This window comes from Virgisporangium aurantiacum (genome assembly GCF_016863635.1).
Taxonomy (GTDB): Bacteria; Actinomycetota; Actinomycetes; order Mycobacteriales; family Micromonosporaceae; genus Virgisporangium; species Virgisporangium aurantiacum.
Window position 1 is genome coordinate 147,152 of the sequence record NZ_BOPG01000064.1, and the last position, 22,049, is coordinate 169,200.

Consider the following 22,049-nt stretch of genomic DNA (forward strand, 5'->3'; position numbering starts at 1 on the left):
GACCAGCCGTCAATGCAGGACTTAAATTAAGTCATGCATTGACAGTCGCCGCTGGATCTTTCTACCGTTCCAGCACCCTCCCCACCCCCCGTAGGAGCACCCATGTCCTCCGCCCGATCACGCTGGTCGCCGCTCACGGCCGCGGCCCTCATGACGGCGACCCTCGTCCTCGCCGTCCAACCCGCCGCCCACGCGGCCGCGCTGCCGAACGGGTTCAAGAGCATCGGCTACATGCCGTCGTGGGCCGGCAGCGCCAACGCCATCCAGTACGGCAAGCTGACCCACATCAACTACGCGTTCGTCCTGCCCAACGGCAACGGCACCCTGACGGCGGTGGAGAACCCGGCGAAGCTGCAGTCGATCGTGTCGCTGGGCCACGCCCAGGGCGTCCGGGTGTCGATCGCGATCGGCGGCTGGAACGACGGCAACGACTCCGGGTTCGAGGCCATGGCCGGCAACGCCAGCGCGCGGACGGCGTTCGTCAACAACGTCGTCAACCTCGTCAACCAGTACAACCTCGACGGCGTCGACATCGACTGGGAGTACCCGGATCCGGGCGCGTCGGCCAACAACTACACGGCGCTGATGTCGCAGTTGAGCACCGCGATGCACAGCCGGGGCAAGCTGCTCACCGCCGCCGTCGTCTCCGAGGGCGGCACCGCGAACGGGGTGCAGCCGGCCGTCTTCGGCTACGTCGACTGGCTGAACATCATGACGTACGACGGCGGCAGCCCGCACGCGAACTACGACTGGTCGGTCAACGCGGTCAACTTCTGGAAGGGTCGCGGCCTGCCGGCGAGCAAGGCGGTCATCGGGGTGCCCGTCTACTCGCGGCCCAGCTACTACACGTTCGCCGACCTCGTCTCCCGCGACACGGCCAACGCCAACCGCGACTGCACGACGGTCAACGGCTCCAACGAGTGCTACAACGGCCTGACGACGGTGCGCCGCAAGACCCAGTGGGCCATGGCGAACGGCGGCGGCATCATGTTCTGGGAGCTGTCCCAGGACGCCACCGGCGCCAACTCGCTGATCAACGAGGCCTACGTGACCGCGATGGGCGGCAGCCAGCCGCCGACCGGCCGCACCGGCCGCATCACGGGCCTCGCCGGCAAGTGCGTCGACGTGGCCGCCGCGTCGACGGCGAACGGGACGGCCGTCCAGTTGTACGCCTGCAACGGCACCAACGCGCAGACGTGGACCGTCGGCACGGACGGCACGGTGCGCGCCCTGGGCAAGTGCATGGACGTCGCCTCGGCCGGCACCGCGAACGGCACGCAGATCCAACTCTGGGACTGCAACGGCACCGGCGCGCAGGTCTGGCAGTACAACGCGGCCGACAGCACGCTGCGCAACCCGGCGTCGAACCGGTGCCTCGACGTCACCGGCAACAGCTCCGCCGACGGTGCGCGGCTGCAGATCTGGGACTGCTTCGCCGGCGCCAACCAGCGCTGGACCCTCCCGTAGCAGTTCGACCCGCGGCGGCCGTCCCCTGTGGACGGCCGCCGTAGGGTGACACGGGTGGAACGGACGACGAACCGCAGCGTGCGGCTGCGCAACCGGTCGGCGCTGCTGTCGACGCTGTTCCTGGACGGCCCGCTGACCCGCCAGGACCTCGCCCGCGGCACCGGTCTCAGCCTGCCGGCGGTCAGCAACCTGATGGGCGAGCTGATCGGCGCCGGTCTCGTGGTCGAGGCCGGCGCCCTGGAATCGGACGGCGGGCGGCCCAGCATGAGCCTGCGCGTCGCGCCGCGCTTCGCGCTCGTGGCCGGGGTCGACGTCGGGGAGACCCGGGTGCGGGTGGAGCTCTTCGACCTGGCCATGACGCAACTGGCGAGCGCCGACTACCCGCTCGACGAGGCGTTGCCCGACCCGGAGACGGTGGTGCGGCACATCGCCGCCGGGCTGGCCGCGGTCGTCGAGCGGGCCGGGGTCCGCCGCTCGGACCTGCTCGGCGTGGGCGTGGGCGTCTCCGGCGTCGTGGTACAGGACCCCGAGGCCGTCGTCTACGCGCAGACGATCGGCTGGGACGGCGTCCCCCTGGAGCGCATGATCCGTGCCGTTGTCGACGTGCCGCTGTACATCGACAACGGCGCGAAGACGCACGGGCAGGCCGAGATGTGGTTCGGCGCCGGGCGCGGCGCCCGGCACGCGGTGTTCGCGCTGGTGGGTTCCGGCGTGGGCGCCGCGGTGGTGACCAACGGCGTCACGTTCCGCGGCGCCGCCAGCAGCGCGGGGGAGTGGGGGCACACGACCCTGGTGTACGGGGGACGCGCGTGCCGGTGCGGCGCCGACGGCTGCCTCGAGGCGTACGTCGGCGCCGAGGCCGTCATCGAACGGTACCGGGAGGCCCGCCGGGGCCGCGCCGTGCCCGGCGCCGACGAGGAGTCCCGGATCGCCGCGCTGCTCGCCGCCGCCGACCGGACGCCGACCGCCCGGCGGGTGCTCGACGAGACGGCCGGCTATCTCGGCGCCGGCGTGGCGAACCTGATCAACCTCTTCAACCCCGAGCGGGTCGTGGTGGGCGGCTGGGCGGGCCAGCTCCTCGGCCCGCGGTTGCTCCCGCAGATCCGCGAGTCCGCCGAGCGGCACGCGCTCCGCAAGCCCTTCGAGCAGACCACGATCGAACTGGGCCGGTTGGGCGTCGACGCGGTGGCGCTCGGCGCGGCCACCCTTCCGGTGGCCCGCCTCCTCGCCGCCGGCGGCACGGTGAACCTCTGAGTCAGTCCACCACCGGTTCCCGGCGGCGCCGGTTCGCCGCCGGGTCCCGGGGGATCACGACGGGAACGTCCGTGCGGAGCAGGTGCTGTTCGCCCCGGATGGTCACCTCGAGCGGCTCACCCTCCTCGATCAGGTAGCGCTCCTCGTCCTGGCTGAGCCGGACCCGGATCTGCCGCTTGCGGAACCGCAGCGAGAACGACAGCGAACTCCACACCCGCGGAAGCGCGGGAGCGAACGACAGGTCGCCGTGGAAGTCGCGGACCCCGCCGAAGCCGAACACCAGCGACGACCAGACGCCCGCGGCCGAGGCGATGTGCACCCCGTTCGACGTGTTGCCGGCGATGTCGGCCAGGTCCATGAGCAACGCGTAGTTGAAGTACTGCAACGCCTGCCGCTCGTTGCCGATCTCGGCCGCCAGGATGCTCTGCACGCACGCGGACAGCGACGAGTCGCCGGTGGTCAGCGGGTCGTAGTACTCGTAGTTGACCCGCTTCTGCTCCTGCGAGAACTCGTTGCCGAGCAGGAACATGGCCAGCACGATGTCGGCCTGCTTGATCACCTGGTACCGGTAGATGACCAGCGGGTGGTAGTGGAGCAGCAGCGGAAACTTCTCCCGCGGCGTGTTCTTCAGGTCCCACATCTCGCGCTTGAGGAACGTGTCGTCCTGCGGGTGGATGCCGCGCTGCGGGTCGTACGGCACGTGCATGGCGGCCGCCGCGCGCTCCCACGACTCGATCTCGTCGGGACGCAGATCCACCTCGTGGGCGAGGACGACGTAGGCGTCCGGCCGTTCCTTCCGCAGCATCCGGACCGTGCTCGCCGCGTAGCTGAGGTTCAGCCGGGCCATGAGATTGGTGTACGTGTTGTCGTTGACCACGGTCGTGTACTCGTCCGGCCCGGTCACCCCGTAGATGTGGAACTTGCCGTCGGCGCCGTAGAAGCCGAGGTCCTCCCACAGCCGGGCCGTCTCCACGAGCATCTCCGCGCCGACCTCGCACATGAGGTCCAGGTCGCCCTGCACGTTGGTGTGCCGCCGGATCGCGTACGCGATGTCGGCGTTGATGTGGTACTGGGCCGTGCCGGTCTGGAAGTTGGCCGAGGCCTCCTCGCCGGTGAGCGTCCGCCACGGGAACAGCGCACCGTTCTGGCTCATCGCCTTCGCCCGGTCGCGGGCCAGGTCGAGCATGCTGTGCCGGTGCCGCAGCAGGTTGGCCGCGATCCTGGGCTGCGTGTACGACAGGAACGGCAGCACGTAGATCTCGGTGTCCCAGAAGTAGTGCCCGTCGTAGGCGTGCCCGGTCAGGCCCTTGGCGGGGATGCCGGCGTTCTCGGCGCGCCACGACGCCTGCGCCACCTGGAAGAGGTTCCACCGGATCGCCTGCTGACGGCGTACCTGGTCGGACCGGCTCTCCACGCGGACGTCGGCCCGGTCCCAGAACTGGTCGAGCTGGTGGCGCTGCTGCTCGACGAGCGTGTCGAACCCGGTCCGCAGCGCCCGGTCGAGCGTGCGCCGGCTGCGGTCGACCAGTTCCGGCACCGGGATGGTGCGCGATCCCTGGTAGGTGGCGAACTTGGTGATGCGGATCGGAACCCCGGGTGACGCGTCGGCCGTGATCAGGACCTCGCCGTTGTCCTGGTCGACGGAGCCCTCGACCTGGTACGGGCACTGCGTGTCGACGACGTGGTCGACGCCCACCGCGAGCGTCATCCTGCTGTTGGTCGTGCGGTAGCCGAGCAGCACCCGGGAGTCCACCTGTTCGGTGACCCGGGCGTTGAGCACCCGCTGCGGCAGCACCTTGGCCAGCCGGGGGTCGCTCGGCCGCTGCTCGGGCATCTCGTCGACGGGTCGGCTGTCCTGGCGGTTGACCACCTGGGAGGAGATCGCCACGGGTGCCGCGTGATCCAGCATCGTCACCTCGTAGGTCATCGCGACCAGGTGACGGTGCTCGAACGAGACCAGCCGGGTCGACCGGACCCGGACGTGCTTGCCGCTGGGCAGGGCCCACACGAACTCGCGGGACAGGATGCCGTTGCGCATGTCGAGGATCCGCCGGTAGTCCCGCAGCCGGGCGGTCGCGAGGAACAGCGGCTCGTCGTCGACGTACAGCTTGAAGATCGTGCTGTCGGGCACGATGACGATCGTCTGGCCGAGCCGGGCCAGGGCGTGCGCCTCCTCGGCGTGCACGATCGGCCAGGTCTCGTGGAGTCCGTTGACGTAGGTACCCGGCGACCGCGCCGGACGTCCCTCCTCGAACGTGCCGCGGACGCCGAGGAACCCGTTGCCGAGCGAGAAGACCGTCTCGGCCCGATCGGCGTACTCGTCGGTGTACCGCGTCTCCACGATGCGCCACTCGTCTGGCGGGTAGAGGTGCTCCGGCGGCAGGACGAACTCGCGCTTCAGCATGCGGGACGCCGATTCCCCGGGCGGCTGAGGAGGACTCGGGTTCGGCGGTGTGACAGGTGTTCCACGATCCGGAGTGTAAGCGTCCCCGAAAACGCGGGTCCCGCTCAGGGCCGGCCGGCGCACTCCCCGATGAGCCGGGCGGTCTCCTCGGGACGGGTGACCATCGGCCAGTGCCCGGCATCGAGCGGGTGGACGGTCCAGCCGGTCCCGTCGACGGCCGCGGCCGGCGGCGTGGTGCGCAGGCACCTGATGTAGACGAGCCTCGTACGGGTCGGATCCAGCGGTTCGGCGATCGCCGGCTCGGCGTAGGTCAGGTAGGCCTCCACGTCGGGTCCCATCACGTCGAACCACGACCGGCCGGGTTGCGGCAGGACGGCGTCGAGGAACACCACCGTCGAGATCCGGGCGGGGTCGCGGGCGAGCAGGCCCGCCGCGACGTATCCGGCGAACGAGTGCGCGACGAGCGTCACATCGGTTCCGCCCGGATCGGTGGCGTCGTCGATCCAGTCGGTCAGGGAGGAGGCGGTCGGCCGGAGCCGCGGGGTGCGGGTGCGGATTCCGCGGGAGTGGAGGAGTGGGACGACGCGCTGCCATGCCCACGGTCCGAGGCCGCTACCGCCGAGAAGGGTGACGGTCATCGCAGCGCTCCTGTCCGGTGGATGAGATCGGTGAGGTCCGCGACGAACTCCGTCGGCGCGTCCAGCGCGGCGACGTGCCCGCCGGTCCCGTGCTCGTACCAGGCGACGAGCGTGTTCTCGCGGGCCGCGAGCAGCCCGGCCGGCAAGGCGGCCAGCGCGAATGCCGGCGAGTCGGGCCGCCGGGACTGCAGGTGCAGGTATCCCGCACCGTCGACCGCGAAGTGTCGCCCGCCTTCCGGCAGGGGTGGCCAAACCGTCGTCTCCAGCCGTCCGGCCAGATCGCGTGCGGTCCGCGGCAGCTCGGGCAGCGGCCCACGGAGCAACTGGTAACATGTTGTCACTTCGGTACCTTATGGAGAGTGACAACATGTTGTCAATGGCCGACGCGGCGATCCACCAGTTGTTCGAGGCCAACCGCCTCATGCGCGAGGCCGGTGAGCGGATCGCGTCGGCGGCCGGCCAGACCCACGCGCGCCGCATGGTCCTCCAGGCCGCTCTGGCGGTGGAGCCCGCCGCGACCGTGCCCGACATCGCCCGCCGCCTCGGGCTCCACCGCCAGGGCGTGCAACGCATCGCCGACGAACTCGTCACCGAGGGCCTCGGCCGCTACGACGACAATCCCCGTCACCGCGTGTCCAAGCTCTTCGTCGTCACCGATCGCGGCCGCGCGGCGCTCGCGGCGATCGGCCGCGAACACGCATCCTGGATCGACGGCATCGAGGCCGAGGCCACCGGCATCGACTGGCCCAGGCTCCGCGACGACCTGTCGCTTCTGGTGCAGATCCTGCGGGACCGGGAGTAGTCAACCCAGAGAACGCTGGGAACTCGGTCAGAGTTCGCTCAGCAACGGCGTCGTCGGCGGACGGTTGCTCTAGGTTTGAGCGGCACCGTTCACATGCGCGGCGTCCATATGGAGCCGGCGTCGGCAGAGGTCTCTGCAATCGCCGGGCAGCCCGAATTCCCCCCTGTCGCGATGTGGTTCCGCGGTGTCGGCTGCGGCGGTCCGGGGTCCTTGTCCCGGGCCGCCGCGTTGCGCACGATCACCGTTTCGACAGTGACCGGAGGCTGTCGAGCAGTGCGGGCAAGGGTTTCGTGTGGCCGATCGAGCTGAACCACGTCCACAGTTCGAGGGCGTGGTACAGCCGGTACAGCTCGATCCGCTCCTCGCCGAAGGGCGGCAGCGGGCCGTACCCGTCGAGCAGGGCGGCGCGCTTCGCCGGGGACCCGGTGAGCTCGAACTGGAGCGTCTTCGCCAGATCGGTCATCGGGTCGGCGGCCTCGGCGTTCTCGACGTCGATGAATCCGGTGACGGTTCCCGCGTCGTCGACCAGGACGTTGCCCTCGTGCAGGTCGTTGTGGCACAGCACCGGGCCGTCACAGGCGGCGAAACACGATTCGCCGGCGGCCACCCGCCGGGCGACGGCGTCGTGGACGTCGGACGGGGCGCCGGCCGCGCGGAACTCGCCCAGTTGCCGGGCAAACTTCTGCCGCATGTGCGTCGTGTTGTCGGCCACCGGATCGAGGATCTCGGTCGTGATGTATCCGTACGCCGGCAGGCGGATCCGGTGCAGCGCGGCCTGGAACTCTCCCATCCGGCGGTACGCGGCCCGGTCGGTGTCGGGCTCCGACGCGCGTTCCCACATCGGTTTGCCCGGCAGCATCGTGAGCGCCGTGAGCGCCCGCTCGTAGTCGACGCGCACGACCCGCGGCACCGAGCCGACGCCGGCCAACATCCCGTAGACGTGCACCTCCTTCGGCTGCTTCCACCGCCACTCGTCGGAGTACTGCTTGACGATCAGCGGCTCGGCACCGGCGAGGCGCACCTCGTACACCGTGCTCAGCGATCCACCGGTGCGCGGCACGACCTCGGTGACGACACTGCCGTCGGGCAGCACGTCGGCCAGGGGCGGGAGCGGCACGGCCTAACTGTCCAGGCTCGTGACGCAGAATTCGTTGCCTTCGGGATCGGCCATGACCCGTAGGCCGTCGTCGTGCTCGGACAGAACCGTGGCGCCCAACGCGAGAAGTTGCTCCAGATGGGCGCGGTCGCGGAGCCGGACGTCGACGTGCACGCGGTTCTTCACGACCTTGGATTCGGGAACCTGCTGGAGGAAGAAGGTCAGCGAACCGTCGGGGGAGTCGACGGCCACCATCGGATCGGTCTCCGGTGTCAGGCCCAGGGCGGCGAGCCGGGCGACCTCGGCGTCGTCGTACGGCCGGATCCGCCAGCCGAGCGCGACCTCCCAGAACCGCGCGAGCGCCGCCGCACCACGACAGTCCAGCACGATCGCCTCGAGGCCGCTCATCCGGCAGACGGTACCGGCGCCGCCCCACCCCCGCGACCGGGTTTCCGTCGACCGGTTCCGGGCGGGGGTCGATATCGTGGGGTCGGCCCGGTACAGCCAGCCGCTTGCGCCCGCACAGGGTTCGGTGAATGTGCCCCGATCCGCATCTGATCGTCCGCGGTTACGGCGAACGAGTCAGCAACGCAGGCACTGGCTGTGCGTGAGGTCGACCTGGGTGCGGGCGAGAACATCGGCGCGCAAGGTCTTCGCCGCCTACCGCGACGAGCTGCTCGCGAGGGACCTGGGTGTGTTCGGCCCGGCGCTCGCAGTGCCACCGATCTCGGTGACGCACTGGGGCGCGCGCGTGCTCACCATGCCCGACCCGTTCGGCAACCACTTCAGGCTCAGCGAGCCGACGGATCCCGCCGCGCACGATCACCTGCCCGTGTGGGGCCCGTCGATCCCCTGATCAAAGGGCGGTGAGGTCTATGCATGGTAAATGTTCATCATGGGACCAAACCCGAGGTGTGTCCAGTGCGAGCCGAGGTCCATCAGCAGATTCAGGGCCCGCTGACGTGTGTCATTGCGGGGAGAGTCGACCGTGACCGTGGCGACAGCGGGTGCTGCTTGACTTCGTTCGATTGTTTCCCGTGAATGTCGAGCTGCGTTGTGAGTAGGCAACGCTTGAAGGAGCGCAACGAATGCACGGTGTCAGGCGGTCATTCCTATCGATGGCGCTGGTCGTGGCGGCGATGGCAACGCTGGTGCTTGTCGGGCCCGGCTCGGCCAGTGCGGAGACGACGGGCGAGGCGCCGAGCGCGGCCAGTGCGGAGGCGCAGGGCAAGTTGATCCGCGTCGACATGGCGCTGAACTGCGTGAACATGACCGACCAGGCCAGGGCGTATGCCGTTGAGCACCAGCTGTGCACCGCCGACGGCCAGATCGGTACGGCCAGTGCTATCGACGGTTGGTGCGGGACCAGCTACATCTGGCTCTACAACCTCAATGGCGGCCGGATGAACGTCTCGTACGGGTACGTGTCCATCCAGGGGGCCGTCGCCGTCCACTCGCTGCGGGTGTCCTGGTACAACTGGGCAACCGGCGGTAGCAGCGGCTGGTCGGACATCGCCGGACGGTTCTCCTCCCAGTACGACGCCGTCTCGAGGCAGTTCACGGGCGCGGGTTGGGTGACCGCCGGACTGAGCGGTTTCGTCACCCTCGTCTGGGGTGGCAGCTGCGACATTCTGAACCCGACGGACGGCGTCCAGGTCAAGCCGTAACGAGAACCGTATCTGACGTGGGATGACCCGAGAGCCCGCTCTCGGGTCATCCCACGTGACTAGTGCGTGGTCACCACCAGTTGGTGCACCGTGATTGACCACCGACCGCCCGGCCACAGGCGCGGAACTGCCACAGAGCGCTGCTGCTGGTGTTCTTGGCCGCGCTGGTCTTGGTCCGTCCGGTGCCGCCGACCGAGAACGGCCCGCACTGCAGCCACGACGCGCCCCCGTTGGTGGTCCAGTCCATCCAGACCAGGTCGCCGGTGATCGTGCTGCCGTCGATCATCGCCCATCCCCGCTGGACGCCGCCCACGTTGCCGTAGTAGAGGATCGCCCGCACGCCGAAGCCGAGGTCGCGGGGGTTGTTCGCGACGGGGGCGACGGTGCCGCGCAGGGTGTCCGGGATGTCGACGAAGCCGTTGCGCCCACCCTCGCAGTCCGCGGCGGACCGCAGACCCGGATCGGCGACCGGCGCCGGGGCGGCCGCAGCCGGTCCCGGCGCGGAGAGCATGCCGGCCAGCACCACGAGCGCGGTGAGGACCAGGGCGAGGCCGCGACCCCTGGTGGGTTGTTTTCCGATCGTGTTGGTCAGTTCGAGCACAGCTCCTCCTCGTTGGAACAATTGATCGCTGCCTGTTGGTGGATCTTTCCGCCGCGAGTGTCGTGTTCTTTTCTCGCGCCGTGGCGCCCGCCCCCGATCCGGGCCATGGCCCGTTGACGTTGCGCCCCAACCAGATCGCGTTGCGGTCAGGTGTAGTCCCGGTCCGGTTGTCCGGTGTCGGACATAGGAGCTGGACAATCAATGTGCAAACAATGGCTGCGGCGACGAGTCATCGGGGGGTGACGTTATGCCGCGGCCGGAGCGTCGGTTGGATCCGGCGGACGGGGCGGTGGCGGCTTTCGCCACCGGGTTGCGACAGTTGCGTGACCATGCCGGGAAGCCCGGATATCGACAGTTGGCACAGCGGGCGCACTTCTCCGCCACGGCGTTGTCCGAGGCGGCCGGTGGCCGCAAGCTACCGAGCCTCGCCGTCACCATGGCCTTCGTCGAGGCGTGCGGTGGTGATCAGGCCGACTGGAAGACTCGGTGGCAGGAGGCGACCGAGGCGTTGGCACAGGCCGAACCGGCCGAGGCGGACCGGCCCGCGGCCGGCCGTGCTCCGTATCGCGGGTTGGCCGCGTACGAGCAGGCCGACGCGGAGTGGTACTTCGGGCGGGAGCCGTTGGTCGACGAGATGGTGCGGCGGCTGACGGCACGGCGTTTCCTGGCGGTGTTCGGCCCCTCCGGCTGTGGCAAGTCGTCACTGCTGCGCGCCGGGCTGCTGCGGGCCGCCTCGGCCGGCCGGCTACCCGGCGGTGAAAGCACGGCCTGCGTGTTGATTACGCCCGGCGCGCGTCCACTGGACAATCTCGCGCTGGCCTTCGCGGCGCTCGCCGGTGTCCCGGCGGGATCGTTACGCACCGACCTGGGCACCGACCCGACCCATCTGAGGCTGGCGATCCGTCAGGCCGTTGACGCTCAGAACCGGGACGGAGAGCTCCTCGTCGTGGTCGACCAGTTCGAGGAGGTGTTCACCCTCTGCGACGACACCGCGGAGCGCGACGCGTTCATCGCGGCGCTGCTGGCGGCGCAGGGCGACGACAGCCGGGCCAGGGTCGTGATCGCCGGGCGGGCCGACGTCTACACCCGCTGCGCGACCTGTCCCGACCTGGTGACGGCGCTGCGTGACGCGCAGATCCTGGTCGGTTCGATGACGGCGCTGGAACTGCGTGCGGCGATCACCCGGCCGGCCACCCGGGCCGGTCTCACCGTCGAGGGTGCGCTGGTGTCCACCATCGTGGCGGAGGCGACCGGCCGACCGGGCGCGCTGCCACTGGTGTCACACGCGTTGCTGGAGGCGTGGCGGCGCCGGCGGGGCAACGCGATCACCCTGGCCGGTTACGAGGCGGCCGGTGGGCTGGCGGGCGCGATCGCGCAGACGGCGGAGCGGGTCTACGCCGATCTCGACGGCCGCGGCCGCGCGGCGGTGCAGGCTGCGTTGCTGCGCCTGGTGGAGGTCGGCGAGGACACCGAGGTCAGCCGGCGGCGGGCGGAGTGGTCGGAGTTCCACTCCGAACCTGCCGCGGTGCTGCGCCTGTTGGCCGGTGCCCGCCTGGTGACGCTCGGCCGCAGCGGAGTGGAGATCGCGCACGAGGCGCTCATCCACGCCTGGCCGCGGTTCGGTCGATGGATCAGTGAAGACCGTGACGGGTTACGCGTGCAGCGGCAACTGTCCGAGGCCACGGCGATCTGGCTGGCGCACGACCGCGACGGCGGGTCGCTGTACCGCGGTGTGCGGCTGCTCCAGGCGACGGAACGGGCTCGACAGCACACCGGCCGGCTCACCACGCGGGAGCGGGAGTTTCTCACCGCCAGCCGGGCGGCCGAAGACCGTGAGTCCGCGGCGCGGCGACGGCGCGTCCGGGCGACCGTGACAGCGCTGATCGCGGCTGTCGCGGTGGTGTCGGTCCTCGCCGCGTGGGCGTTGACGCAGGCCGATCGGGCCCAGCGGGAACGCGATACGGCCCTGTCCCGTCAGCTGGCCGCCCAGGCGCGCAGCCAACTGAACGTCGACCCCGAACTCGCGGTCCTGCTGGCGAAGCAGGCGGTGGCGGTGACCTACACCCGGCAGGCCGATGCGGTTCTCCGGCAGGCCGTGGCGCAGTCCCGATTGCGCGCGGTGCTGCCCGGTCACGACGGCCCCGTCTACGCCGTGACCTTCGCCGGGCCGGGCCGCCTGATCAGCGGCGGTGAGGACGGCACCGTGCGGATCTGGGCCAGCGACCGCTCGACGGCACCGGTGGTGCTACCGGGCCACCGTGGGCGGGTGTGGGGTGTGGCGGTCAGCGGCGATGGGCAGCGCCTGGCCACCGGCGGCGCAGATCGCACCGTCCGGCTGTGGCCGGATCCGGCGACGGGTGAGTCCCGCGTACTCGGCACCCACGAGCGCACGGTACGCAACGTGGTGTTCAGCCCCGACGGCACCAGAGTGGCCAGCGCGAGCGACGACGGAACCGTACGGGTGTGGGACACCACCGGTGGATCGGATCCGGTCGTGCTGCGCGGCCATGACGGTCCGGTACTGGGCGTGGCCTTCAGCCCGGACGGCAAACTGTTGGCCAGCAGTGGCAACGATCGCACGATCCGGCTGTGGCCGGTGGCCGGCGGCGCCCCGACCGTCCTGTCCGGACATGAAGCGTCCGTGGAGTACCTCGTGTTCAGCGCGGACGGCACACGGCTGGCGAGCGCCAGCACCGACGGCACCGCGCGGATCTGGCCCATCGGCGGCAGCGGCACACCGCTCGTGTTGCGTGGACACGACGGCACCGTGGAAGCGGTGGCCTTCGCCGCCGACGGCCAGGTGGCGACGATGGGGAACGACCGGACCGTCCGGCTGTGGAACGCGGGCAGCGTCACCCATCCGCGGATCCTGCGCGGGCACAAGGGAACCGTCTGGGCGGCCGCGTTCAGCCCGGACGGTCAGCGGCTGGCGAGCGCCAGCGACGACGGGACGATCAGGCTCTGGGACGCCACGATGACCGGCGTCCCACTCGTCATGCGCGGACACACCGGCTCGGTGTGGAGCGGTGCCTACAGCGCGGACGGGCACCGCATCGTCACCGGTGGACACGACCGCACCGTACGGGTCTGGGACACCACGACCGGCCGCGAACCCGTGGTACTGCGCGGACACCGGGACGAGGTGACCAGCGTCGACCTGAGCCCGGACGGCAACCGGGCGGTCAGCGCCTCCCTCGACGGCGAAGTACGGCTCTGGAACTGGTCCGGCGGTGACGGCCAGCTGGTGTCCACCGGCCACGAGGGTGCGGTCATGCAGGTCGCGTTTCATCCGGACGGCCGGCACATCCTCAGCGGGGGAGCCGACGGCACGGTCCGCATCTCGTCGGCCGACGGGGGTGAACCGATCGTCCTGCGCGGCCACCACGGCGCGGTCCGGGCCACGTTCAGCCCGGACGGGCGGCTCGTGGCGAGCGCCGGCTGGGACGGCAGCGTCCGGCTGTGGAACTGGGCCGCCGGTGGCGAACCCGTCGTGCTGCGCGGCCACGAAGGACCGGTGTGGGCCGCGGACTTCAGCCCGGACGGCAGCCTCCTGGCCACCGCGGGAAGCGACGGCACGGTACGGGTCTGGCACCTCTCCCACCCGGACGCCCCCGTGAACCTCGGCGCGCATCAGGGCGTGGCCTGGACCGTGGCGTTCAGCGCCGACGGACACCTGATCGTCAGTTCCGGCAGCGACGGCACCGTGCGGATCTGGCAACCGGACGGCGCGAGCGATCCCATCGTCTTCGACGGTCACGGCGCCTCCGTCGAGGCCACCAGCTTCGACCCGTCCGGCGACGTGCTGCTCACCGTCCACGGTGACGGCACCGTCCGTACCTGGCGCTGTCCCGTCTGCGGGCCGATCACCACCGTGATGGCCGCGGCCGACCAGCAGGTCACCCGCCAGTTGACCGACGACGAACGCCGGATGTTCCGCATCGACGCCTGACGTCCTGTCCGTGACGTGGACGGTTGGTCATTTGTCGGGCCCGTATCCGGAAGGGTGTTCGGCCCGACGCATCCGGGTCTGGCTCTCCGCCCGGGCGAGCTCGATGTTCCGCTGGATCTGGTCCTCGGTGCGCTTCCTCGCCCGCTCGATCTCCTTGCCGTCGGGGCGTTTCCACCACGGCGTGAGTTCGACCTCGACGGCACGGGCCGAGCGGGCCAGGATCACCGCCCGGCCGAACTTCATCGTCCGGATCTCCTCGGGCGACATGACGTCGCGCACCACGGCGCCCTTGCGGTCGTCGGTCTTGCCGATGAGTCTGGACAGTTCGTTGAGGTCGTCGGAGCGTCCACCGCCGCCGAGCACCACGCGCACCGTCGCGTTGCTCCACAACGCTTCGGCGCCGGCGCCCCAGGCCTGGCGGGCGGCCGACAGGTCCTGGAGATGGACGTGCACCGCGATCGCGAAGGCGCTGAGGTCGACCATCATCGCCGGGATGCCCGGCAGAGCGGCCACGCTCACCGCGTCGTTGAGTTCCAGGGTGAGTGGAGGATCGAGGCGACCGTCCGGGCTACGGATGGCCATGGTCCGGGCACGCCCCACGAGGTCGCCCAGAATCAGGGCCACGAGCGCACCCAGATGGCTACCTTCCCCCTCGCGGTCGAGGAGATACAACGTGTTCCGGCCCTTGACGAACTCCGACATGGTGAACGCCTCCGCGGCCGTGGCGGCGCAGGCATCCATGATCGCGGGCGCGACGAACATGCTCATGGCCCGGCTGATGAAGTAGTACACCTTGTCGCGGTAGCCCGTCTCGCCGGTCGCTGTCCGCTCCAGGGCGGCGGCCGCACCGGGAGCGGCGGCACCGACCGCCTCGTAGCGCAGCAGGATGTCGATCGGCTCCCGGTCGCCGGGGTCGCCGGCCCATCGCGCCACGTCACGGATCGTCCGGTCGGCGAGCGCCGCCGCGTGCAGCAGATGGCGCAGCGTCGTCTTGGCCTCCAGCACGGGTCGGGCGTTCTCCCCGTCCACCGTCAACCCGGTGGTGCCCATCAGGTAGTCGGCCCGCTTCTTCGCGTCGTTGGCGTCGTCACAGCCGAGGACGGGTGAGAACCGCAACGTCTCCGGCCAGCGGGTCCAGTTCTGCGGGTCGAACACGTAGACCCTGCCGACGGCGCGGCGGGCCTCGTAGGTCGCGGTGAAGATGTCGGTGCGCGAGGAGGTGACGATCAGCGGACCCGGTGCGTCGATGACGTTGGCCGTGACGAAGTGGGCGTCCTTGCCCTGCCGCGGCGCGCCGATGACGACCATGCCGTCTTCGACGGAGGCCCACAACTTCTCGCCCGACCTGCTGTCACGACCGAGGTAGTAGCCGACGTCGGTCGGCTTGACGCCGCCGACCCTGGCGAGCGACGGGCGAAGGTACCGGGCCCGTGCCAGCAACGCCCTGGTGCCGAGCAACTGCACGATCTCACTGCGCGAGGCGAACCCGAGGCGGAAGCGGCGCCAGACCCGGCGCCGGCGGAAGTCGATGGCGAACCGGACGAGGAATACCACGAGCGCGACCACCGGCAGGTTGAACAGGACGCTCAGCACCACGATCAGCCGGCCCGGTCCCAGGTCGGCCCGGACCGCTTCCGGCCACGCACCGTGCACGTGACCCGGGTCCATGGCGAGCCGGAGCAGGAGTGCCGGTGCCCTACCGGCAGGCACGTCCGGCCAGGGATTCCCGGTCAGAATCGCCGACGCCTGACCGGCCAGCCAGATCATGAGACTTACCACGTAGAGGACCGGTAGCACGAAAACCAGGGAACTGACGCCGTTCGCGATCGCGTCGTCGATGTCACCGGTCTCGCTGACGTTCCGTTTCACGAACTCTCCTCGGGTGGGGGCGCCGCGGCGCCGATCCGGCGGGCGAGGCGGCGGAGCTGGTTTCCGGTGAGGACCGGCGGTCCGTGGGCGAGCCGGCCGGCCAGCAGATCGCCGCGGATCACGAGCACGTCGGTCGCGCCGTCGGTGGTCGCGCGGGCGAGCCCGTCGGCGAATCCGGCGGTGAGGACGGCGAGCACCGGCTGGACCGGAGTCCGTAACCGGTTCCGGGTCAGCCGGGACGCGCGGACGGCGGTCGACACCTTCGGCAGCGGGCGGCCGTCGATCAGCAGGCGGGAACCGCGGGGTGTGGTCGCGACGGTGCCCGGACGGAGCAGTGGCGTGACGCTGTAGACGCCCGACGGCGCCGCCAGGACGGTCACCGTGCGGTTCGCCCGGCCGGCGACCGCGCCGACGTGCCCGCCCGGCACCGCGGCCAGCAGGGCGTGGAGTTCGGGGTTCACGCCGGGCGGACATCCGCGGTTCCGGCCGCGCCACCGGAAGCCGGCCCGCCAGGCGAGCACCGCGATCGTCACCACATAGCCGACCGCCCAGGCGTTGGTCGGCAGAAGGTACGAGGCGGCCCAGACGACGAGCGCGTTCGTCGCCCACGCCAACATCACCGTCAGGGCCGGCCGGGGTGTCCGGCTCAGGACGGCGACGAGCCCGGCGACCGCGCCGAGGGCACCGACCGTCGCAATGGCCGGTGACATCGCGAAAGACACCTGCGCGGGGCCATTGCCGCCGGCTGCCAGCAGACCCACGTGCGGCGCGGTGATGAACCACCAAACGAGCGCCAGGCCGGTGGTGACCAGCGCCCGGTGCGCGGTCCAGGCCACCCACAACACCGCCAGTACCACCGCCACCGCGAACCCGAGCGCCAGCCGCGACCGGTCGGCGCACAGGGCCAGCAGGCTCAGCGTCGCCACACCGACGACGGCGAAACCGTAGACGCGTCGCCGATTGACCGGGGGGCGCGGGCGCGCCGGCCGGATCTCACGCAGCCTGCGCACGATCCGGTTGGACAGCCCTCTCATCACGGAGCCTCTCTTGCCTTCTTAATAGGGGACACCGTGTTCCCGGAGCACCGGCATCGGATCGACCGGTTTACCGGTCCAGGGGGTACCGTTCGCCGCGGCCTGCCGCACGTCGAAGTGCAGGTGGCAGCCGCTGGACCGGCCTTCGGTGCCAACGTCGGCGATATGTTGCCCCTTGCTGACCCGTTGGCCCTCCGATACGTATCTCTGCTGCTCATGCCCGTACCCGGTGTGCAGGCCTCCGCCGTGATCGATGAGGATGTACTGACCGTATCCACCGACGACACTGACGTCGCCGCTGGAGAGGATCACAGTGCCGTCGGCGACGGCACGGATGGGCGTACCGCATCCCGTTTCGATGTCCAGCCCGTTGTGCTGCACCCCGTCCCGCATGCCGAAGGGGGAACCCGCGTAGCCGGAGGTGGGCCTGGCCCAGGTTCCTGCGGCTCCGCCGCCGGTGGTGATGCCCTTGACCCGGCCAACGGCGATCACCGTTTGCCAGCGGGTCTTGAAGTTCGTGATCTGCAGACCGACATTGGAGCTGTGCGCCTCGCCCACCTCGGGTTGGCCGTCCTTGTCCAGACCGAGGAACATCGCGACGTGCCCGACGTACCGGCCGGGGAACCGCGTCGACAGGTCCTGAGCAAGCCTGTAGCCGTTGTCGATGAACAACAGGTCGCCCGGTCGAAGGCCCTCCGCGCCGGTGAGGGGTTGCCTTGCGACGATCTCCATCATGTCTGAATCGGCCTGCGGCGCCGTAGTCCGCGGGATGTTGACGCCGATGGACTTGTAGGCCTGGACCATCAAGCCGGAACAGTCGAACGCGTCCGGCCCTGTCGCGCCCCAGATGTACGGCACGTGTAGACCGTTGGGCAGAAGCCGCGTCACCTGATGCCTGACGAAGGCGACGACTGTCTTGAGCTGCCCGGTGTCCACGTCGCTGCCGCAGACCGGGCTGCTCCCGGTGACGTCACCGCCATTGACCGCGCCGCCACCGGCGTACTTCTCCGCCCAGAACAGGATGTCGTTCTGCCACGGTTTCCTGTAGTTGTACCGGTTGAGCGCGGCCATCGTGGCCTCCGGGCTGTCGGTGAACTTCTGGCTCCGGAGATCATTGGCTGCCGTGTGGAGCATGAAGGCCGCCATGGTGAGCTGGTCTTCGACGCGGTCGATGCGCCTCTTGCCCCTTTCGTTCGGCTTTTGCGACAACATATTGGAGAACTGTTCCCACGTGGGAGGAGTGAACTGCATCGGCCCGACCGATCCGTCGGCCGGCCTGGGTATCCAGGTATCCGGATGAGAGCCGTGTTTACTCTCCTGCCACGACACGGCCGCCAGCACGTACCAGGGAATGCCCCATCTTCTCGCCGCCGACAGGAGCGTTGCCAGGTACGGTATCCGCTGCCCGTTGTGCATGTAGTACTCCGGCACCGGGCCAGGAGTGACCGACGGGTCTCTGGTCTGTTCACGGTTGGCGGGATTGTGGTCCCACGCCGGAAGCTTGAAGCCGGGGTTGAGCGGAACGGGTCCCCTGCCATCATCATCGTCGTCGTCGGTGTTGTCGACGTTCGACGCCGTGCCACCGTTCTGCGCCACGGAGCCGCCGTACAGTCTGCAGTCCTCAGCATTCCCGCCTGCGCTGTAGGCGAGGTTTCCGTTCCCGCCGCCTCGAAGGAATCCGAGGCACGTCAGGGACATCAGGGCGAGGACCGCTACGACAACCGTCCCGTTCCGGGCGGCGGCCGCCCCTGGGGCCTTGCCGGCCCGATCCTGCCGGGTGACGGCGCGCCCGGGACCTCTGCCAGATCGGGCGACGTCGCGTCTGAGGTCAGCCCGCACCGGTGTTGCCCTCTCGCGGGTCCGCGGCGGCGATCACCAGCCACTGGCCCGTCTCGCGCGTCATGGTGACAGCGAACCCCAACGGCGCCTCGGCGGACCCGCCACCCGAATCCACCGTCCGGATCCCGTCGACGATCAGGCTCGCCTGAAGATCGGTCACGATCAGCCACCTCGTAGCGGTGGAACGGAACGTGCACACCTCCTGACCCTCCTCCCTGGGCCGCACGCGCTGGTACTGCACGAGCACCTCGTCGAGCGCCTTCGGTGCCACGTACTGCCGGATCCTCGCGATCCGGTCACCGGCAGGTTCGTCCCACCGGCCGTTGGCGAACACATCGACGAAAGACAGCGCGCGGTTGTAGGCCACCGTCAATTCCTCGGGCGTCAGCCGACTACCCGGAGGGGGTGACACCGACGGTGGAATCGCACGTACCTCGGTTGGAGCGGAGCTTTGCGGCTGTTCGGGGACCACCGCGGGCGGTGGTGCAGAACGACCGGACGGCCGTTCTGCACTCACGGAGCAATAGGCCATGACGGAGACGACCAATGCGACGACACCGAGCAGGCCGACGAAAACAGCCTGACGCAGGGGGTCGGCTCGCGACCAGTGCGACATCTCATCAACCCCGCAACCTGTTCCACGCCCAGGTGGTGGTGCGGATTGCCCGGTTCGCGCCGAACTGGGCTCCGGTCAGCAGCCCGGCACCGACCCTGCCGTTCAGCTCACCGTCGAGCTGGTGGTCCCGGCCGCCGGAGAAGTTCAGCGAGAACGCGTCGACGAACCTGCTCCGGTACACAAGTCCGATCATCGCGATGACGGCGGCAATGAGGAGCCGCATCACCCACGGCATGTTCATCGAGAACACGACGCTGTAGAGGGACATCAGCAAACCCACGAAAAGCCCGAGAACGATCCGTTTGAGGAACGTGCTCAGCAGCAGTTCCAGCCAGCGAAGGAATACTTGAACGCCGAAACCCGGTATCAGACCGAACAGGAAAGCCAACGGCGCCATCAAAGCGAACATGACCGCGCCGACCTCAAGTATCAGATAGGCGATCGACACGATGATGACGATGATAGAGATCGATGCGGAGCCGACCAGGGCGGTGAGGGCGGTACTGAACCGCTGCTCCGACTTGCCGCCGCTCCAATGGCTCCAGTAGTTCGCATTTTTGGTTGGCCGCACCGTATCGTAAGTCGTCGCCGCGTCTTCAAGCGCAGTGTCCTCGACGCCGAAAACGTCCTGGCGCATCCTGGCCCGGTCGCACAACTTTCCGGAGTACGACGAAGGCGGTCGAGCCTCCTCGGGCAACGCACAGATGTCGTCATCCCAAAACTCCCTGACATCGACGTAGTGCGGCCCGGTGTAGTACACGCCGCGGATCGTGGCGCCAGCGTTGTTCGCTGCGATGTCCGTGAAGGAGTAGGCCTGCTGCTTCAGAATCCGCTCGGCGAGCTTCTCGTCCTCCGTTGGCTCGCCTCGCTTGCCGTCCGGTCCTTTCTCGGCTCTGTTGTACTGTCCGAGCAGTCCGATCGCCCACGGCGTATAGATCATTATTTCGTACATTCGCTCTGCTACACACTCGAGCGCAAGGTCGCGAACTCTCCGTCGTCCCGCGTCGTCGAGCGCTGACGATCGCGCGTCGTACACGATCGTCGGCGTCTCGCAGTCGGTACTCGTGAAGGCGCTGAGAACAACGACGGTGATGCCGTTCGTCCAGTCGTTGACCGTCTTGAGCACCGACGACGCCTGCGGCCCCGGGCCACCGGGGACGCCGCCGTACACCCCGGCGAGGCCGGCGACGACCACCATCCACCCGAACTTGCTGAAGACCTCGGACGCGCCCGAGCGTTTCGCGAGCCACCTCCAGGCAATCACCGTCGCCCCGATGAGCGTGGCGACGGCGACCAGCTGGAGGTAGATGTCGATGTTCGCGCGTTCGATCATGTTGTCGAGCGTGGCCTGCGTTCCGGCGATGGTGGGGTCGTCGGACAGAAAGACATCGAGCACCGCGCCTTTGAAGGTCCACATGAAGATGAGGATCGCAATGGCCGACAGGTTCCGACTGAGCCAGAAAACCGCGCTGGCGGCAAATGCGTGCTCGCGCTCTTCGCCGAGGCAGTCGAGCCAGAAGGTGTTCCAGTGAGTGCCGGCTACGCCGTACATCGCCCACTTGGTCTTGGGTATCTGGCCGCTGTTGATCTTGGTCAGGTACTCGGCCTCAAGTACCTCCCCGACCAACCCGTCGTCGGCGCGTTCGGGAGTGAATACCTTCCGGTTGCAGAAGTTGTTGGTGATGATTTCTCTGGCGTTCGCAGGGGAAGCGACAGTGAGCAGGCCGCCGACCGTAGCCAGGATCAGCACCAGGCCGGCGGTTCGACGCAACCACACACGCGAGCGCTTCCGTGCCCGTTCGCCGCCGCGTGCCAGCCATCCGACGACACCGACACGGGCGCGTCGGCGTTCGGTCCGGACCACCCGGCGCAGGAAGGCCGCGTCGACGGCGTCGATCGGCCGCACCAGCGGGGCCTGTCCTGCCGGCTTGCGGTCGTGCTTCATCGCTCTACCTCGTGTGGGCATGGTCGGGAGCGGCCGGTTGGCCGATGATCCGGCCGCTGTTGTCGGTGACGATGCGGCGGGCGGCGGCCTGGATCCGACCGGATCCGTCGTCGGGTGTGGAGTCGAACGCGGCGACGATGTCGGGGAGGTAGGCCATGTCGACGCGCAGGGTGCCGACGTGGCCGCGGATGTCGCGCATGATGCATTCGGAGTCGCGGCCGGTGGGGAGGCTCGCGATGGTCTGGCGGTGTTCGGGGTTGTCGGAGATGCGCAGGAGCTCGATGTCCGCGGCCACCTCGCCCGGGTCTTCGGAGCGGAAGATGAACATGGTGGTGAGGCAGTTGCGGACGTCTTCGGCGAGGAGGTCCTTGGCGTTCTGGGAGACGAGGACGAGCGCGGTGTTGCGTGACCGGCCGAGTCGGGCGACCTCGGCGACGAGTTGTTCGCCCTGCTGGGTCTGTGTGATGGCCCATGCTTCGTCGATGACGAGTGCCTTCGGCCCCGTGTACATCGGGTCGGTGACCAACTGCCGGGTGTAGGTGGTGACGAGGTAGAGCAGTGTCACCGACAGGCGTTGGGCGTAGGTGTAACGGTCGACCGGCACGCGCGACGTGGGCAGGGAGAGACCGGCGAGCGTGATGACGGTCAGCCGGTTGCGGGCAACCTTGACCTCGCTGCGCGCCTCCGAGAAGCACAGGTTGCCGAGGGGCAGTTCGCTGATGACCTCCAGCAGGCTGCCGACCGCACGGGCGACGGCCATCTGCTGCTCGATGTACGCCGTCCGCTCCGGCTTCAACGCGTCCACCCCGCCGGCGAGAAGAAGGGTGACGACCTTCCGCAGGTTCGGCGTGGGCTCCCGTGACACGTG

18 protein-coding genes are annotated in these 22,049 nt (G+C 69.4%); 6 read left to right on the forward strand and 12 right to left on the reverse strand.

The features are described from left to right. The first annotated feature begins 102 nt into the window (after nucleotides 1-102). Both Vau01_RS43935 and Vau01_RS43940 read left to right on the forward strand, forming a co-directional pair. Nucleotides 103-1,467 (forward strand): glycosyl hydrolase family 18 protein, encoded by a 1,365-nt coding sequence (locus Vau01_RS43935; RefSeq protein WP_204006111.1) that lies wholly within the window; start codon nucleotides 103-105, stop codon nucleotides 1,465-1,467. Nucleotides 1,468-1,521: 54 nt separating this feature from the next. After that, nucleotides 1,522-2,721, forward strand: coding sequence for an ROK family transcriptional regulator (locus Vau01_RS43940; RefSeq protein WP_204006112.1), 1,200 nt, complete (start codon nucleotides 1,522-1,524; stop codon nucleotides 2,719-2,721). Nucleotide 2,722: 1 nt separating this feature from the next. Here Vau01_RS43940 and Vau01_RS43945 read toward each other — a convergent pair whose 3' ends face one another. From Vau01_RS43945 to Vau01_RS43955, 3 genes are all read right to left on the reverse strand, one after another. Then, nucleotides 2,723-5,125, reverse strand: a complete 2,403-nt coding sequence (locus Vau01_RS43945; protein ID WP_204006113.1) for a glycoside hydrolase family 65 protein — start codon at nucleotides 5,123-5,125, stop codon at nucleotides 2,723-2,725. 104 nt (nucleotides 5,126-5,229) lie between these two features. Continuing rightward, complete coding sequence (locus Vau01_RS43950) at nucleotides 5,230-5,763, reverse strand: alpha/beta fold hydrolase (protein WP_204006114.1); 534 nt, start codon at nucleotides 5,761-5,763, stop codon at nucleotides 5,230-5,232. Continuing rightward, nucleotides 5,760-6,104: a hypothetical protein gene (locus tag Vau01_RS43955; protein ID WP_204006115.1), complete on the reverse strand. Its 345-nt coding sequence runs from the start codon at nucleotides 6,102-6,104 to the stop codon at nucleotides 5,760-5,762. Before Vau01_RS43955 ends, Vau01_RS43950 begins: the two co-directional genes overlap by 4 nt. Nucleotides 6,105-6,130: 26 nt before the next feature. Here Vau01_RS43955 and Vau01_RS43960 point away from each other — a divergent pair, with 26 nt between their 5' ends. Next, nucleotides 6,131-6,565 carry a MarR family winged helix-turn-helix transcriptional regulator gene (locus Vau01_RS43960; RefSeq protein ID WP_204006117.1) on the forward strand — a complete coding sequence of 145 codons (435 nt, stop codon included), beginning with the start codon at nucleotides 6,131-6,133 and terminating at the stop codon, nucleotides 6,563-6,565. Nucleotides 6,566-6,803: 238 nt separating this feature from the next. Here the strand turns inward: Vau01_RS43960 and Vau01_RS43965 are convergent, their stop codons facing one another. Both Vau01_RS43965 and Vau01_RS43970 read right to left on the reverse strand, forming a co-directional pair. Continuing rightward, entirely contained in the window at nucleotides 6,804-7,682 is an 879-nt protein-coding gene (locus Vau01_RS43965; RefSeq protein ID WP_204006119.1) for an aminoglycoside phosphotransferase family protein, read from the reverse strand. Between the two features lie 3 nt (nucleotides 7,683-7,685). After that, nucleotides 7,686-8,069: a VOC family protein gene (locus Vau01_RS43970; protein WP_204006121.1), complete on the reverse strand. Its 384-nt coding sequence runs from the start codon at nucleotides 8,067-8,069 to the stop codon at nucleotides 7,686-7,688. A 214-nt stretch (nucleotides 8,070-8,283) separates the two neighbouring features. Here Vau01_RS43970 and Vau01_RS43975 point away from each other — a divergent pair, with 214 nt between their 5' ends. After that, nucleotides 8,284-8,517 carry a hypothetical protein gene (locus Vau01_RS43975; RefSeq protein ID WP_204006123.1) on the forward strand — a complete coding sequence of 78 codons (234 nt, stop codon included), beginning with the start codon at nucleotides 8,284-8,286 and terminating at the stop codon, nucleotides 8,515-8,517. 262 nt (nucleotides 8,518-8,779) lie between these two features. After that, the gene (locus tag Vau01_RS43980) at nucleotides 8,780-9,328 is read left to right on the forward strand and encodes a hypothetical protein (RefSeq protein WP_204006125.1); all 549 of its coding nucleotides are present in this window, start codon (nucleotides 8,780-8,782) and stop codon (nucleotides 9,326-9,328) included. 70 nt (nucleotides 9,329-9,398) lie between these two features. Here the strand turns inward: Vau01_RS43980 and Vau01_RS43985 are convergent, their stop codons facing one another. Next, a complete protein-coding gene (locus Vau01_RS43985; RefSeq protein ID WP_204006127.1) occupies nucleotides 9,399-9,929 on the reverse strand; it encodes a hypothetical protein in 531 nt (176 codons plus the stop codon). Nucleotides 9,930-10,218: 289 nt separating this feature from the next. Between Vau01_RS43985 and Vau01_RS43990 the strand changes: the two genes are divergently transcribed. Beyond that, complete coding sequence (locus tag Vau01_RS43990; RefSeq protein ID WP_204006129.1) at nucleotides 10,219-13,878, forward strand: WD40 repeat domain-containing protein; 3,660 nt, start codon at nucleotides 10,219-10,221, stop codon at nucleotides 13,876-13,878. Between the two features lie 27 nt (nucleotides 13,879-13,905). Here Vau01_RS43990 and Vau01_RS43995 read toward each other — a convergent pair whose 3' ends face one another. The 6 genes from Vau01_RS43995 to Vau01_RS44020 form a co-directional block, all read right to left on the reverse strand. After that, nucleotides 13,906-15,747 carry a type IV secretory system conjugative DNA transfer family protein gene (locus Vau01_RS43995; protein ID WP_204006131.1) on the reverse strand — a complete coding sequence of 614 codons (1,842 nt, stop codon included), beginning with the start codon at nucleotides 15,745-15,747 and terminating at the stop codon, nucleotides 13,906-13,908. Next, a complete protein-coding gene (locus Vau01_RS44000) occupies nucleotides 15,744-16,784 on the reverse strand; it encodes a hypothetical protein (protein WP_204006133.1) in 1,041 nt (346 codons plus the stop codon). Before Vau01_RS44000 ends, Vau01_RS43995 begins: the two co-directional genes overlap by 4 nt. An 18-nt stretch (nucleotides 16,785-16,802) precedes the next feature. After that, nucleotides 16,803-18,377, reverse strand: coding sequence for a peptidoglycan DD-metalloendopeptidase family protein (locus Vau01_RS44005; protein ID WP_204006134.1), 1,575 nt, complete (start codon nucleotides 18,375-18,377; stop codon nucleotides 16,803-16,805). Nucleotides 18,378-18,609: 232 nt separating this feature from the next. After that, the gene (locus Vau01_RS44010; protein ID WP_204006135.1) at nucleotides 18,610-19,236 is read right to left on the reverse strand and encodes a hypothetical protein; all 627 of its coding nucleotides are present in this window, start codon (nucleotides 19,234-19,236) and stop codon (nucleotides 18,610-18,612) included. A gap of 4 nt (nucleotides 19,237-19,240) precedes the next feature. Then, the gene (locus tag Vau01_RS44015; protein ID WP_204006136.1) at nucleotides 19,241-21,181 is read right to left on the reverse strand and encodes a hypothetical protein; all 1,941 of its coding nucleotides are present in this window, start codon (nucleotides 21,179-21,181) and stop codon (nucleotides 19,241-19,243) included. Nucleotides 21,182-21,185: 4 nt separating this feature from the next. Next, a partial coding sequence (locus Vau01_RS44020) for an ATP-binding protein (RefSeq protein WP_204006137.1) occupies nucleotides 21,186-22,049 on the reverse strand: 864 nt, incomplete at its 5' end.